Origin of the sequence: Neisseria sp. P0016.S008 (assembly GCF_051957775.1) — a bacterium.
In the GTDB taxonomy this organism is placed as follows: domain Bacteria; phylum Pseudomonadota; class Gammaproteobacteria; order Burkholderiales; family Neisseriaceae; genus Neisseria; species Neisseria flavescens_B.
This window is the reverse complement of record NZ_JBQCWB010000001.1, coordinates 79,919-94,090: the sequence shown is the minus strand read 5'-3', so window position 1 is coordinate 94,090 and position 14,172 is coordinate 79,919. Positions and strand designations below refer to the sequence as shown.

General features: G+C 47.9%; 15 protein-coding genes. 5 read left to right on the top strand and 10 right to left on the bottom strand.

The window, feature by feature from the left end; genetic code table 11:
* Positions 1 to 12: 12 nt before the first annotated feature.
* The 3 genes from ACTHS8_RS00450 to surE form a co-directional block, all read right to left on the bottom strand.
* Positions 13 to 1,536: a phospholipase D family protein gene (locus ACTHS8_RS00450; RefSeq protein WP_440372664.1), complete on the bottom strand. Its 1,524-nt coding sequence runs from the start codon at positions 1,534 to 1,536 to the stop codon at positions 13 to 15.
* A gap of 78 nt (positions 1,537 to 1,614) precedes the next feature.
* Positions 1,615 to 2,526, bottom strand: a complete 912-nt coding sequence (locus ACTHS8_RS00445) for a peptidoglycan DD-metalloendopeptidase family protein (RefSeq protein WP_440372663.1) — start codon at positions 2,524 to 2,526, stop codon at positions 1,615 to 1,617.
* Between the two features lie 93 nt (positions 2,527 to 2,619).
* Positions 2,620 to 3,375 carry a 5'/3'-nucleotidase SurE gene (gene surE / locus ACTHS8_RS00440; RefSeq protein WP_440372662.1) on the bottom strand — a complete coding sequence of 252 codons (756 nt, stop codon included), beginning with the start codon at positions 3,373 to 3,375 and terminating at the stop codon, positions 2,620 to 2,622.
* Between the two features lie 98 nt (positions 3,376 to 3,473).
* Here surE and ACTHS8_RS00435 point away from each other — a divergent pair, with 98 nt between their 5' ends.
* Positions 3,474 to 3,812, top strand: a complete 339-nt coding sequence (locus tag ACTHS8_RS00435) for a hypothetical protein (protein WP_004520298.1) — start codon at positions 3,474 to 3,476, stop codon at positions 3,810 to 3,812.
* Between the two features lie 54 nt (positions 3,813 to 3,866).
* On the opposite strand, the gene ACTHS8_RS00430 is transcribed toward ACTHS8_RS00435, so the two are convergent.
* Positions 3,867 to 4,235 carry a rhodanese-like domain-containing protein gene (locus ACTHS8_RS00430; RefSeq protein WP_440372661.1) on the bottom strand — a complete coding sequence of 123 codons (369 nt, stop codon included), beginning with the start codon at positions 4,233 to 4,235 and terminating at the stop codon, positions 3,867 to 3,869.
* A 112-nt stretch (positions 4,236 to 4,347) separates the two neighbouring features.
* The gene (locus ACTHS8_RS00425) at positions 4,348 to 4,683 is read right to left on the bottom strand and encodes a carboxymuconolactone decarboxylase family protein (protein ID WP_003680742.1); all 336 of its coding nucleotides are present in this window, start codon (positions 4,681 to 4,683) and stop codon (positions 4,348 to 4,350) included.
* 128 nt (positions 4,684 to 4,811) lie between these two features.
* Between ACTHS8_RS00425 and ACTHS8_RS00420 the strand changes: the two genes are divergently transcribed.
* Positions 4,812 to 5,768, top strand: coding sequence for a cupin domain-containing protein (locus ACTHS8_RS00420; protein WP_440372660.1), 957 nt, complete (start codon positions 4,812 to 4,814; stop codon positions 5,766 to 5,768).
* Between the two features lie 101 nt (positions 5,769 to 5,869).
* On the opposite strand, the gene typA is transcribed toward ACTHS8_RS00420, so the two are convergent.
* The gene (typA, locus tag ACTHS8_RS00415; RefSeq protein WP_440372659.1) at positions 5,870 to 7,681 is read right to left on the bottom strand and encodes a translational GTPase TypA; all 1,812 of its coding nucleotides are present in this window, start codon (positions 7,679 to 7,681) and stop codon (positions 5,870 to 5,872) included.
* Between the two features lie 420 nt (positions 7,682 to 8,101).
* On the opposite strand from typA, the gene bfr (ACTHS8_RS00410) reads away from it, so the two are divergent.
* The gene (bfr, locus tag ACTHS8_RS00410) at positions 8,102 to 8,566 is read left to right on the top strand and encodes a bacterioferritin (RefSeq protein ID WP_003686357.1); all 465 of its coding nucleotides are present in this window, start codon (positions 8,102 to 8,104) and stop codon (positions 8,564 to 8,566) included.
* A gap of 29 nt (positions 8,567 to 8,595) precedes the next feature.
* The gene (bfr, locus tag ACTHS8_RS00405; RefSeq protein WP_003686403.1) at positions 8,596 to 9,069 is read left to right on the top strand and encodes a bacterioferritin; all 474 of its coding nucleotides are present in this window, start codon (positions 8,596 to 8,598) and stop codon (positions 9,067 to 9,069) included.
* Between the two features lie 121 nt (positions 9,070 to 9,190).
* Here the strand turns inward: bfr (ACTHS8_RS00405) and ACTHS8_RS00400 are convergent, their stop codons facing one another.
* Entirely contained in the window at positions 9,191 to 10,306 is a 1,116-nt protein-coding gene (locus ACTHS8_RS00400; protein ID WP_440372658.1) for a methyltransferase, read from the bottom strand.
* 226 nt (positions 10,307 to 10,532) lie between these two features.
* On the opposite strand from ACTHS8_RS00400, the gene ACTHS8_RS00395 reads away from it, so the two are divergent.
* On the top strand, positions 10,533 to 12,326 hold the full coding sequence (locus tag ACTHS8_RS00395) for a 2-isopropylmalate synthase (RefSeq protein WP_250590039.1): 1,794 nt from the start codon (positions 10,533 to 10,535) through the stop codon (positions 12,324 to 12,326).
* 81 nt (positions 12,327 to 12,407) lie between these two features.
* Here the strand turns inward: ACTHS8_RS00395 and ACTHS8_RS00390 are convergent, their stop codons facing one another.
* From ACTHS8_RS00390 to ACTHS8_RS00380, 3 genes are all read right to left on the bottom strand, one after another.
* The gene (locus ACTHS8_RS00390) at positions 12,408 to 12,740 is read right to left on the bottom strand and encodes a hypothetical protein (protein WP_063075812.1); all 333 of its coding nucleotides are present in this window, start codon (positions 12,738 to 12,740) and stop codon (positions 12,408 to 12,410) included.
* 97 nt (positions 12,741 to 12,837) lie between these two features.
* Complete coding sequence (purE, locus tag ACTHS8_RS00385; RefSeq protein ID WP_063075811.1) at positions 12,838 to 13,323, bottom strand: 5-(carboxyamino)imidazole ribonucleotide mutase; 486 nt, start codon at positions 13,321 to 13,323, stop codon at positions 12,838 to 12,840.
* Positions 13,324 to 13,402: 79 nt separating this feature from the next.
* Positions 13,403 to 14,158, bottom strand: coding sequence for a tetratricopeptide repeat protein (locus ACTHS8_RS00380; protein ID WP_063075907.1), 756 nt, complete (start codon positions 14,156 to 14,158; stop codon positions 13,403 to 13,405).
* Positions 14,159 to 14,172: the final 14 nt, after the last annotated feature.

Sequence of the window (14,172 nt, the reverse complement as noted above, 5' to 3'; positions counted from 1 at the left end):
TTCAGACGGCCTCTATAATAATCCTTCTATGGGCAGGATGGACAGGATTTTTGAAGTAACTCGTTTCCAGAACTTGGCTTCGGGCTCGTGTGCGTAAGTTCGTTTTTCGCTTGGGTCATACCAGTATAGTTTGTTGTAATTGCCAAGCGTTACCTGATAGGCGTAGCTTGGGGTGGTCGTTACGAGGGTGCGCTGCATTTGGCCTGCGATTTCGGGACTTTCGATGACGACACCCATTTCGGTATTGAGGCGTGCGGAGCGTGGGTCGAGGTTGAATGAGCCGATGAAAATGCGTTTCTCGTCCACGATGAATGTTTTGGCGTGCAAGCTGGTAGCTGAGCTACCGGTTAAGCCGCGGTCTTTGGAGGTCGGAACGGCGTGGTTGGGCTGGAGCTCATAGAGTTTGACCCCAGCTTTAAGCAAGGGCTTGCGGTATTTGACGTAGCCGGAATGGACGGCGGCAACGTCGGTTGCTTGGAGCGAATTGGTCAAAACGGTAACGTCCACGCCGTTGTGAATCAGCTTTTCTATGGCCTTAACGCCCGATTTTGTGGGCACAAAATAGGGGGAGACAAGGTAAACGCTTTTTTCGGGTTGCTTGAGGGCGTCTTGCAGGCGTTCAGAAATAGGCGGTTTGTGCCGGTCGCGGTCTAAGCCTTTGGCCGGGTCATCGCTGATCAGGCGTGTGCTGACGCTTTGCCACTCCATAAGGTTGCTCTGCATTTTTTGATAGAGGTTGGAGTGTTCGATGCTTTGACGGTAGCGGATGAGCGTTTGATTTTTATCTTGGTCGGTGTAATCAAGCTCTGCCAATCCTTTTTGCAGGTTTCCTCGTTTGATGATGCTTGTTGCGTTATAAGCGGAATGGCTTGCCCAATAGCGGTCGAAGTCTTGGGAAACTTCGGTTACGACGCGGCCTGTGGCGAGGATATCGAGGTCGGCAAAGATGGTATCGTCGTTGACCTTAAAATATTCGTCGCCGATATTGCGTCCACCCAAAATGGTGGCACGGTTGTCGGCGGTAAACGATTTGTTGTGCATTCGGCGGTTAAGTCGCGGAAAGTCGGCAACGTAGCCGAGTGCACGCCATTTTCTGAAAATAAAGGGATTAAACAGACGGACTTCGATATTGGGATGATTGTCGAGTGCCAGCAGGAGATCATCCATGCCGTTGGTGTTGTTGTCGTCCAGAAGCAAACGCACACGGACACCGCGTTCGGCCGCGCGATGAATCAGGTTGAACAGAAGCTTGCCGGAGATGTCGTTATGCCAGATATAGTACTGCAAATCGAGGGTATGGTCGGCGGATTCAATCAGGGCGGCACGGGCGACAAAGGCTTCATGGGCATCGTTCAGCAGATAGATATGGGAAACATCAGTCTTGGGGGATATAGAAGGAATGCCTAATGCGCTGTCCAGCCGCGGCGTTGCAGGTATGTCAAGATAACTGCTTTGGGTGCGTTCGTCCAATGATGGCAAAAACGCGGCGCAACCGCCCAATAGCAGGGTATAAAGAAAGGGAAGATGAAATTTCATGAGAAACCGGTACAAACAATCCCTACCTAAATGAAATTTAGGCAGGGATTGAATTGAAATTAGGTTGCTTGAATCAGCTTAGAAGGCAACATAATTTGCCGGATTGACCGGTTTGCCGTTTTGACGGATTTCAAAGTGCAACTGGGTGCGAGATGCATCGGTATTACCCATGTGCGCAATGGTTTGACCGCGTTTAACGGTTTGGTTTTCATTAACCAGTAGGCGTTGGTTGTGGCCGTATGCGCTCAAGAATGAGGAGTTGTGTTGGATGATGACCAAGTTGCCGTAACCGCGCAAGCCTGAGCCTGCATAAACGACTTTACCGTCTGCCGCTGCAACAACAGGCTGGCCTTGCGTACCGGCGATATCCACACCTTTGTTGCTGCCGCCGAAGTTGGTAATAACGTTACCGGTAGTCGGACGCTGCCATGTGATGCCGCTTACGTTGCGGCTGCTGCCGGTAGATACGGTTGGTGTATTGGCAGGAGTGCTTGGGGTTGGAGCAGTGGTTGTCGTTGTTGGAGTAGAAGGTTTGCTTGCAGAAGCTGCAGGTGCAACGTAGCCTTCAGGTTTCACACGCAGGGTTTGACCAATGCTGATGGTGTTGTCGGCCAAGTTATTCCATGCACGCAGATTGTCTTGGGTAATGTTGTAGCGTTTGGAGATGTTGTAAACGGTATCGCCACGAACAACAGTATGTGTCGCTGCATTAATATCAACAGGTGCATAAGAAGGCGTGTAAGTGCCGGTGCTGCCGCTGTTGTACGTTGGAGCAGGTGTACTTGCCGGCGGAGTGTATGGAGCATCTGCCGCTGGGCTGGTGTTGGTATTGTAAGGCGCTGCACCGTAAGGATTGTCAGCGGTAGAGCTTGTTGTTGAACCACCGCTTTGTGTGCCGACGACTACAGGAGCTGGTTGTTGGCTGGCACAGGCTGCAAGTAATAAAACCAAAGCTGCCGATCCGGCATAAGATACACTTTTTTTCAACATGTTAATGACTTTCGTATTCGGGTAATTGTTCTCGTCGGGGCATATCATAATAAAAATATGCTTGTTTCTCAAGTGTTCGGCTGTTAGGGACTGTTAAGGCACAGGGATTTCTGACCAAAAGGAAGCGATTTGCTCCATTTGTCCGTAGGCAGTCAAATCGACTTGCAGGGGGGTAATCGTAATGAAGCCGGACGCGCATTCGCCAAAGTCGGTACCTTCTTCGCTGTCGGAAACATCGCCGACCGGCCCAATCCAATAAATTTGTTCGCCACGTGGATTATACATGGGAACAATGCTTTGTTCATGATGGCGACGACCAAGCCGTGTAATTTTTATGCCTTGGATATCCTCAGGTGCGACGGCAGGGATATTGATGTTCCATAAGATGGGTTCGGAAATAGGGCGTTTGAGAAAGTAGGAAAGCAGTATCCAAGCGGCCTTCTCCGCGGTTTCCCAATAACGGCCGCTGGAGTCGGCAAGCGAGAAAGCAATGGCAGGGATGCCCATCAGGTAGGCTTCCGTCGCGGCGGCAACCGTACCGGAATAAAGCGTATCATCACCCATGTTTGCGCCGTTGTTAATGCCGGACAAGACTAAGTTGGGTTTGAAATCGGCAAGGGCGTGTTGGCCGACATGAATGCAGTCAGTGGGCGTACCATTCACATAGTAAAACCCGTTTTCCGCCTGTTTCAGTTGTAAAGGACGGTCTAAAGTCAGGGAATTGCTGACGCCGCTGCGATCGCGTTCGGGCGCAACCACCCTGACATTGGCAAATTCTGCACACACTCTTGCCAAAACTGCCAAACCGGGCGCAAGATAACCATCGTCGTTTGAGATTAATATGTTCATGTGACAATATTGTGTCTATCGGTAAGATGGGCGGTATTGTACTGGTTTGCTTGAGCGATTGTCCACGAATCGGCAACGTTTGGGCGGAAAGGATAATAATGAAACATTATGAGTTAGACCCTAAAGCTTTATTGGGCGGCGTGATTGCTTCAGACGGCAATCAGGAGATTGTTCAGCTTTCACTGCAGAAAAATAATGAAATTCCGGCCTATGAGGCGGATGCGATTATTTTGCTTTTGGTTTTAAACGGCAAAGCCGAAATCAAAACGGTGGACGAAGTTTTGCAGACTGAAGGCTTGCAAGTTATCCGTCTTGAACCGATGGAAGCACACAGCATTCGTGCGTTGGCCGATAACACCAATATTTTGGTTATCAAACAATTGATTCATGAAACCGGTCTCAGCAAACGTTTGAGATTTGGAAGTTGCTGCCTGTAATGCAATAAAGGCCGTCTGAAAAGTTTCAGACGGCCTTTTTAAAATCAACCAGATTTATTTCAAACCTTTTTTCACCAAGTCTTCATAACCGCCATGGTTGGTTACGTTGGTGTAGCCGGCTTTTTTCAGCTCAGTCAGCGCGGCTTCTGCACGGCGACCGCTGCGGCAGTAGAGGTTTACCGGTGCATTTTTATCCGGGCTCACGGATTTGATGCGGTCAACGATTTGGTCATGTGGAATATTGAGTGCACCTTGCAAATGGCCTTCTTGAAATTCTTCGGCAGAGCGGACATCAATCCAAACGCCTTTTGCTTTTGCAGGCTGTGCCGCGCTTTTTTCAACTTTAGGCATAGAGGCAGCGGAAGCAGCCAAAGGAGTGGCAACAGCGGCGGCAAAAAGTACGGCGGTCAGCAGTTTCTTCATGGTTCAATCTCCTATTAGACAGAAAACAATATGATAACTTTATCAGTTTAGCATTTCATCAGGCCGTCTGAAAGGGGAGTCGGCTTTCAGACGGCCTGATTTTACAAACCGATTAGCGTTGGGTTTCTACTGCTTCCAAAGCGCGTAAAGCGTATGTATAAGCGGCACCTGCATTCAGGGCGATAGCGGTGGCCAATGCGCCGGCGATTTCGCTTTCGGTTGCACCCGCTTTAGCTGCAGCGGCCGCATGCACGCTGATGCAGCTTTCGCAACGTGTGGTAATGGCAACGGCAATGGCGATCAGTTCGCGTGTTTTGGCATCCAATGCTTCGGCAGCGGCTGCTTGATCCAGTGCGCCGTAGGCTTGCAGCATTTTAGGATGGTTTTTACCCAGTTCGCCGAATGATTTTTTTACCAAGGCGGTATGTTCAGGCCAGTCTTTAAACATGATATGTCCTTTCTTAATGTGAGTGAATAAGATAAAAAATCCTATCCGTTTGTGTTTGGTGTGTGTATTATTGCAATAATTGGAAGATTTTAATCGTCAAAACATCTCATTTATTGGTAAAAAACACTATGGATATTTTGGATAGGCTAGTCGAATTGGCGCAGGTAAAAGGCAGCGTGGATGTTCAATGTCTGTTTCGTGGGGAGTGGTATGTGCGGCATGAACCAAAGCGCGCGCATGGTTTGGTGCATATCGTAACTGCCGGTTCGGGTTATATCCGAATTGATGGGGAGCAAGAGGCCAGGCTGCTGAGTGCGGGGGATATCATTTTTTTCCCGCGCAGCGTAGGGCATACTTTGAGCAGTGACAGCAGTTGTGAAAATCTTGGCGTCAACGTGCTGACGAGTGAAAAAGGCGCATTTAAAGTCAAGCAGAGTCATGCAGGAGGCAATGCGGCTTTGCATCTTTTCTGCGCGCGGTTTGAATATGAAGCGCAGGCGGATATTATGGCAGGGCTGCCTGATATGGTTTTGCTGAATATCAACCATCCATCTTTGCAGTATTTGGTGGCATTGTTGCAATATGAGAGCGGTCAGGCTTTGTCCGGCTCGGTAGCGGTTGTGAATGCATTGGCTTCGGTGTTGTTGGTATTTCTACTTCGAGCCAGCCTGGAGAAAAATGGGGAAGCGCAATTAAGCGGTTTGCTGAATGGTTGGCAGGATAAACGCTTGCGGAATCTGCTTCAGGCAGTAGTGGATAAGCCGGAAGAAGAATGGAATATCGAGAAAATGACCGCGATTGCCAACTTATCTCGCGCCCAGTTAATGCGGGTATTTAAGCAGCAGACAGGAACAAGCCCGCACGCCTTTGTTAACAGTATCCGCTTGCAACAGGGGGCATTATTGTTGAAACAGACGGCGGATTCGGTTTTATCGGTTGCGCTCTCGGTGGGTTTTCAATCGGAAACGCATTTTGGCAAGGCATTTAAAAAGCAATATGGGATATCGCCGGGACAATATCGTAAGAATGATCGTACTGATGAAGCGGCAGTACAAGCGGAAGAAATGCCGATTTACTTTATTTGAACAGATGATAAAAGGCCGTCTGAAAGTGTAAAAATGAAATCTAAGATTTCCGAAACACTTTTCAGACGGCCTTAATTTTAAAACGTATCAATCAAACAGAATTAGTCCAGTTTTTTGAAATGACGGCGACGTTCCAATTCGCTCAGATAACGTTTACGCAGGCGGATGGATTGTGGCGTAATTTCAACCAGTTCGTCATCGTCGATGAACTCAACCGCACCTTCCAAAGTCAATTTGATTGGCGTAGTCAGGCGCACGGCTTCATCTGTACCGCTGGCACGGACGTTGGTCAGTTTTTTACCTTTCAGAGGGTTTACCACCAAGTCGTTGTCGCGGCTGTGAATACCAATAATCATGCCTTCGTAGACTTTATCGTTTGGAGAAACGAACATACGGCCGCGGTCTTCCAAGTTCCACAGGGCGTAAGCAACGGCTTCACCTTGCTCTTGAGAAACCAGTACGCCGTTGTGACGGCCGGGCATATCGGGTTTAACCGGTGCGTAGTCGTCAAAAACGTGGCTCATCAAGCCAGTACCGCGGGTCAAGGTCAGGAATTCGCCTTGGAAACCGATCAGGCCTCGTGCTGGAATGTGGTACTCCAAGCGGGTACGGCCATTGCCGTCGCTTTCCATATTGGTCAATTCGCCACGGCGGCGGCCAAGCTCTTCCATAACGGCACCTTGGTTTTCATCAGGTACGTCCACGGTCAGATTTTCGTAAGGCTCGCATTTTTGACCATTGATTTCACGGAATACCACGCGCGGTTTGCCGACTGCCAATTCAAAGCCTTCGCGGCGCATGTTTTCCAACAAAATGGTCAGGTGCAATTCGCCACGGCCGGAAACGCGGAATACATCAGCGTCGGCAGTATCTTCAACACGCAGGGCAACGTTGGTCAGCAATTCTTTTTGCAGACGGTCGCGGATTTGGCGAGAAGTCACGAATTTGCCTTCAGTACCGGCCAAAGGAGAAGTGTTGACCATAAAGTCCATGGTCAGGGTCGGCTCGTCCACACTCAACATAGGTAAGCCTTTAGGATTGTCTTTGTCGGTAATGGTTACGCCGATACCGATGTCTTCGATACCGGAAATAATCACGATGTCGCCGGCTTCGGCTTCTTCCAAAGGTACGCGTTCCAAGCCTTGGAAACCTAACAGTTGGTTGATACGGCCCTGGGCAACTTGTTCTTCATGATTCATGACGGCAACGACTTGGCCGGGTTTGATGCGGCCGTTCAGGATGCGGCCGATACCAAGGCGGCCGGTGTAGTTGTCGTAGTCCAGTTGGGAAATTTGAAGTTGCAGCGTTGCGTCTGCGTTACCGCTTGGAGGAGGCGTGTATTTCAAAATGGTCTCGAACAGAGGGCGCATATCGCTGCTCTCGTCGTTTTCATCCAATTTGGCAAAGCCGGACAGACCTGAAGCATAGACGATAGGGAAGTCCAATTGTTCGTCGGTTGCGCCCAAGTTGTCGAACAATTCGAATGTTTGGTCGATAACCCAGCTTGGACGGGCAGACGGTTTGTCGATTTTGTTGATGACAACGATAGGTTTCAGACCCAAAGCCAAGGCTTTTTTGGTCACGAAACGGGTTTGCGGCATAGGGCCTTCTTGTGCGTCAACCAACAGTACGACGCAGTCAACCATGCCCAATACACGTTCCACTTCGCCACCAAAATCGGCGTGTCCCGGGGTATCTACGATGTTGATGTGGTAGCCTTCGTATTCGATGGCGGTATTTTTAGCGAGAATGGTAATGCCGCGTTCTTTTTCAAGATCGTTGCTGTCCATTACGCGCTCTTCTACTTGCTGGTTGGAACGGAATGTACCGGACTGACGCAGCAATTGGTCAACTAATGTGGTTTTGCCATGGTCGACGTGGGCGATGATGGCAATATTGCGGATTTGTTTCATGATGATTTATGTGTTTCAGCTAGGTGCTTAAAAAAAAGATAACTGGTAATTATAACACGATTCCTAAATGTTGACGGAGCAGAAGATTCAAAAAAAATGAGGCAAAAGCAGTTGAGAATAATTCATAATTAAATTTGATTGATTTTGTTGGATTATTTGCTTTTATTTATGGTTAACGAATGTAAATGTTTTTGAATGATGCAATGGATTCTTAATACCAATGTCAAAAAATTGTTATTAAAAACAGGGAGTTAATTTTTCAGACGGCCTTTTAGACGGGTTAAATTTTTTGATAATTGTTTGTATTTTAAATAGAAAATTTGTCAAAAGTGCTACTTATGCATACAATTACCTCATTCCATAACAACACACGAATCTTCATTTCGTGATCGTCAACTTTTAAAAGAAAGAGAAAGAATTATGCAAGGCAACCAAGCAGTTATTGATTACATGAACGAATTATTGTCTGGCGAGTTGGCTGCTCGCGACCAATATTTTATCCACTCTCGCATGTACTCTGAATGGGGTTACACCAAACTGTTCGAACGTTTGAACCACGAGATGGAAGAAGAAACCACTCACGCCGAAGACTTCATCCGTCGTATCCTGATGTTGGGCGGTACTCCTAAAATGACTCGTGCCGAACTGAACATCGGTACTGACGTAATCTCTTGTCTGAAAGCAGACTTGAACACTGAATACGAAGTACGCGATGCGTTGAAAAAAGGCATCAAATTGTGCGAAGAAGCTCAAGACTACGTTACCCGCGATTTGATGGTTGCCCAACTGAAAGACACTGAAGAAGATCACGCTCACTGGTTGGAACAACAACTGCGTCTGATCGAATTGGTCGGCGAAGGCAACTACTACCAAAGCCAACTGTAATCTAGCGTATAACATATAAGGAGCTGAATATGAAAGGCGATCGCTTAGTTATTCGCGAGCTGAACAAAAACTTGGGCTTGCTTTTGGTTACCATCAACCAATACTTCCTGCATGCCCGCATTTTGAAAAACTGGGGCTTTGAAGAATTGGGCGAACATTTCTTCAAACAGTCCATCCGTGAAATGAAATCCGCAGACGATTTGATCGAGCGTATTTTATTCTTGGAAGGCCTGCCTAATCTGCAAGAGTTGGGTAAACTGTTGATCGGTGAATCTACCGAAGAAATCATTGCCTGCGATCTGAAAAAAGAGTATGAAAAACATGATGCTCTGGTTGCAGCCATCGCTCTTGCAGAAGAGCAACAAGACTATGTCAGCCGTGATTTGTTGGAAAAACAAAAAGACATCAACGAAGAACACATCGACTGGCTTGAAACTCAGCAGGAATTGATTGGCAAAGTTGGTTTGCCAAACTACCTGCAAACAGCGGCGCAAGAGGACTAAAACACAAACCACTGCCAAATATAGCAGTCCCTGCTCCCATCAACGGCATATCTTTACGGATATGCCGTTTTCTTTTATGGAAATACTTAAAGGCCGTCTGAATGTTCAGACGGCCTTGATTTTATATCGTTTTCAAACGGTATAGATAAGTAGTTTCCTTGTTTCTGGCAAACGCCAAAGGATCGGATTCATCTATTGCTTTTTTGTGTTGCGGTTTGGTTTTCAAAATATCGACTACATTGAGTGAGGCCGTCTGAAAGCATTGGTTTAGAAAGTCTTTATCGCGCAAATGCAAGTGTTCTGCCAAGTCGGAAATAATCAGCCAAGCTTCGCCGTTTGGATTTAAGTGCTTGCGTACGCCGTTGAGGAATGCAGTCAGCATGGCATGATTGGGGTCGTAAAGGGCGGTCTCAATAGCGGAGGTCGGTTTTGCCGGCAGCCAAGGCGGATTGCAGACGATAAGGTCGGCGCAACTTTCTGGAAATAAATCAATCGATTGGATGTTGACGGCTTTATTCAAGCTTAGGCGTTCGAGGTTTGCTGTGGCGCAGGTAATTGCTTTGGGGTTGGTGTCTGTGGCAATGATGTCGGGTATACCTCGCTTGGCCAAAATTGCGGCAATAACACCTGAGCCGGTGCCGATGTCAAAGGCCGTCTGAATATTGGGAGCGAGTGGTGCTTGGGCGATTAAATCCAAATATTCGCCACGCAGTGGAGAGAATACGCCGAAAGGAACATGGATTTTTCCGTCTAGCTGTGGAATGTCTATGCCTTTTTTGTGCCACTCGTGTGCACCGATAAAACCCAGTAATTGATTCAGCGGTAAGAGAAACGGTTTGTCGTTTGGTGTGTCGTAAACATCGTACAGGGCGGCGTAGATGTCGGGTGCGCGTGCATTGTCCAGTTGAAAATTCGGTTGGATTTCAACGGCAAGCATATTGAGCAAACGGCTTTGCTGAGCCTGTTTCATACGGTGGGCGTGAAAGGCCGTCTGAATATCGGTAGGCGTGTCTTTCTTTTTTTCAGACGGCCTGCGGATACGTTTTTTCATTGCGGCCAAGACTTGTTTGGCATTGTGAAAATCGCCAGTCCAAACAGTTGCAGTTTGTGCGTGGGCATTTTTTAAAATTTCTGCAGCGCCTGCTTCTTGTATGTAAACCGCCTGCTTGGGCGGCTTTTGTGTGCTTTCGTTGCGCCATTCGATGTCGGAGCGGTTGGTTGGGATGGTGTGGGGCATAATGTGTTTCAAATCGGGGAAATAGGGGATTAGTTTACTATATTTAGGGTGTATTCGGTTTGAGAGGAGCTTTTAATAGCCTAAATTAGACAAAATGTATAAAAATTTCTCAATTTTCAAAATTTATACCAATATTTTGATAAAAATAGATTGTCGTTTTGTCTAAAATGAGTATAATGCAAAACTAGAACACAATAATCTTAATCAGATTTGGACAAGGAACATCATGCAATTAGACATTGACCGTTTGGTTGCCTATTTTGGCGGCGTAAACGCGCTGGCCGAAGCCCTGAAACAGCACGACCCGGAAAATGCTGCAACCACAGCGGCTATCTACAAATGGCGTACACGCGGTTCCCTGCCTCTGGCTCAGTTGCAAAAACTGACTGCTTTGGCGGAAGCGCAAGGCAGACCGCTTGATTTGAATGCTTTTTTACAAAAAAACGAATCTCTGGAGAGAACAGAAATGACACAGACCAATCGTGTAATTATTTTTGACACTACCATGCGCGATGGCGAGCAGTCGCCCGGTGCATCCATGACCAAAGAGGAGAAAATCCGTATTGCCCGCCAGTTGGAAAAGATGGGTGTCGATGTGATTGAGGCAGGTTTTGCAGCAGCCAGTCCGGGCGATTTTGAATCGGTTAATGCGATTGCCAAAATCATTACCAAATCTACAGTTTGCTCATTGGCGCGTGCCGTTGAAAACGATGTGCGTAAGGCAGGCGAAGCCGTTTCCCCCGCTCCGAAAAAACGCATCCATACCTTCATTGCCACCAGCCCCATCCATATGGAGCACAAACTGAAAATGAAGCCGCAGCAGGTCATCGATGCGGCGGTCAAAGCGGTGAAAATTGCCAAAGAATACACTGACGATGTGGAGTTTTCTGCCGAAGACGCAGTGCGTTCGGATTTGGACTTCCTTGCCAAAATCTTTACGGCGGTTATCGAAGCGGGGGCGACTACTATCAACATTCCTGATACTGTCGGCTACTCCATCCCTTCCGTATGGTACGAGCGTATCAGCAACATCATCAAAAGCGTTCCCAATGGCGACAAAGTAGTTTGGTCGACCCACTGCCATAATGACTTGGGTATGGCGGTTGCTAACTCATTAGCTGCTGTTCAGGCAGGTGTGCGTCAGGTGGAATGTACCATCAACGGTTTGGGAGAACGCGCAGGCAATGCCAGCCTTGAAGAAATCGTGATGGCGTTGAAAGTGCGTCATGATTTGTTTGGCTTGGAAACCGGCATCGATACCACGCAAATCGTGCCGGTTTCCAAACTGGTATCTACTATCACCGGCTATCCGATTCAGCCAAACAAAGCAGTAGTCGGCGCAAACGCCTTTGCGCACGAATCAGGCATCCACCAAGACGGCGTGTTGAAACACCCTGAAACCTATGAAATCATGACTGCCGAATCAGTCGGCTGGTCAACCAACCGCTTGACTTTGGGCAAATTGTCCGGCCGTAATGCTTTCAAAACCAAGCTGGCAGATTTGGGCATCGAGTTGGAAAGCGAAGAGGCGTTGAATGCGGCATTCGCACGCTTCAAAGAGCTGGCGGATAAGAAACGCGAAATCTTTGATGAAGACTTGCACGCTTTGGTGTCTGATGAAATGGGCAGCCTGAATGCTGAAAGCTACAAATTCATCTCTCAAAAAATCAGCACTGAAACTGGTGAAGAGCCTCGTGCCAATATCGTGTTCAGTATTCGCGGCGAAGAAAAACACGCTACCGCTACCGGTTCCGGCCCTGTTGACGCGATCTTTAAAGCCATTGAAAGCGTGGCTCAAAGTGGCGCGACCTTGCAGATTTACTCTGTTAACGCGGTGACGCAAGGTACCGAAAGTCAAGGTGAAACTTCTGTTCGCCTGCAACGTGGCGATCGTGTGGTCAACGGTCAAGGCGCAGATACCGACGTGTTGGTGGCGACTGCCAAAGCTTATTTGTCTGCACTGAGTAAATTGGAATTTGGTCAAGCCAAGCCTAAAGCGCAAGGTAGCGGCATGATTTGATTTATTGAAAAATAAAGGCCGTCTGAAATCGTAGTGATGCGTTTCAGACGGCCTTTTTTATTTGGTCAAAAAATAGTTTGTTTATTGAAGTTTAAGCAGTCGGTCTCGTTCGACAGACAATACGCCGTTTACTTTCTTGAAATAGGCAATAGCATCTTCAATATTGGTCTTAGAAGATGGACGGATAGCAATGCTGTTCAGGTTTTTGTATTCGTAAACCAAAGTTGCGCCCGAGGTTTTCACTGCTTTTAGCAATGGCGCAGAACCGATTTGGGCATCATAGAAGATAATCAGATTACCGGTTGTATCTTGGGCTTGCTGTTGAGATAGGGTGGCAGTTGATTGAGCAGAAGTGCTTGGACTTTGGCAGGCACAAAGCAGGGTGGAGAGTAGGACGAATGCTAGGGTTTTCATGGCATTAATTCAATTTGATAAAAGAAAAAAGGCCGTCTGAACAATCGTAAAACGAAATCAAATTTTCTCTTTACAACTTTCAGACGGCCTTAGTTCCTTATGCTTCAGGCAATTCCATGGCTAGAACGGTTTGTTCTTGTTTGGCACGGAAAGCGGCCAATTTTTCAGCCAATTCAGGGTTTTCGTTGGCCAAAAGTGAAATGGCAAACAGCGCTGCATTGGCTGCACCGGCTTCGCCAATGGCAAATGTAGCAACAGGGACGCCTTTGGGCATTTGCACAATCGAAAGCAGGGAGTCTTCGCCGCGCAGATATTTGCTGGGAACGGGAACGCCCAAGACGGGAACCGTGGTTTTGGCAGCGACCATGCCCGGCAAATGCGCCGCGCCGCCTGCGCCGGCAATGATGGCTTTGATGCCGCGTTCGCGTGCGGTTTCGGCGTATCCAAACATCAAATCAGGTGTACGGTGTGCAGAGACGACACGCGCTTCGTATTCAACGCCGAATTCTTTGAGAAATTGTGCTGCCTGCTGCATCACCGGCCAATCGCTGTTGCTGCCCATAATAATGCCGACTTGGATCATGAGGAGTTCCTTTTGCTTAAATGGATTAAGGGTAAAAAATATTCAGACGGCCTTGGGGATGACAAGGCCGTCTGAACGTTTATCTTTGTTTAATGCTGATGGAAGCGCGTTTTGCCGCTTCGCTGTTGGGGAAGCTTTGTATCAGTTTGCGCCATGTGCTGCGGGCGATGTCTTTTTGTTGCAGTTTGTATTGGCACTGGCCGATGCTGTACATGGCATCAGGAGCTTGCGGGCTGTTGCGGAATCGGTTGGCGTAGCGGTTGCCGATTTCGATAACAGATTCGCAGTTGCCCAGACGTTGTTGGCTTTGTAGAAGCAGATACATATTGCGGCGGGCAATTTCGCTACCGTTGCCGCCGTCAGCCTCTTTCAAAATGGCCACTGCGGCAGAGAAGTTATTGCGCTGATAGTATTTTTGCGCCTGATTATAAAGGCGCAATTCGTTTTGCGAAGCCGAGTCTGTTTCAGACGGCACGCTGCCACCATTGGCCAAATAGTTCATTTTTAGCTTGCGGTCGTCCAATCGCTGGGCTTTGGGGTTGGAAGCCGAAGTAGTCGGACGCTTGATGGTTCGTTGTTGTTCCAATGTGTGCAAGCGTTGATTTAATTCTTCAACCGTACGTTCCAGTCGGGCAATTTGTATACCTAAGTGGTCAATCTGGGTTTGTTCGTCTAAACGCGGATAAGGAATATTTTTCTCATGTAAAGGCTCACGCGGAATATCCGGCAGGACAAAGTTGGGATTGTCGGCAGGTTGGGGAGGATGGGAAACGGCGCATGATGCGGTCAATAGAGTAAGCGGCAAAAGAAACAGGGAATGTGATAATGTTTTCATCGGATTGTGTCGTT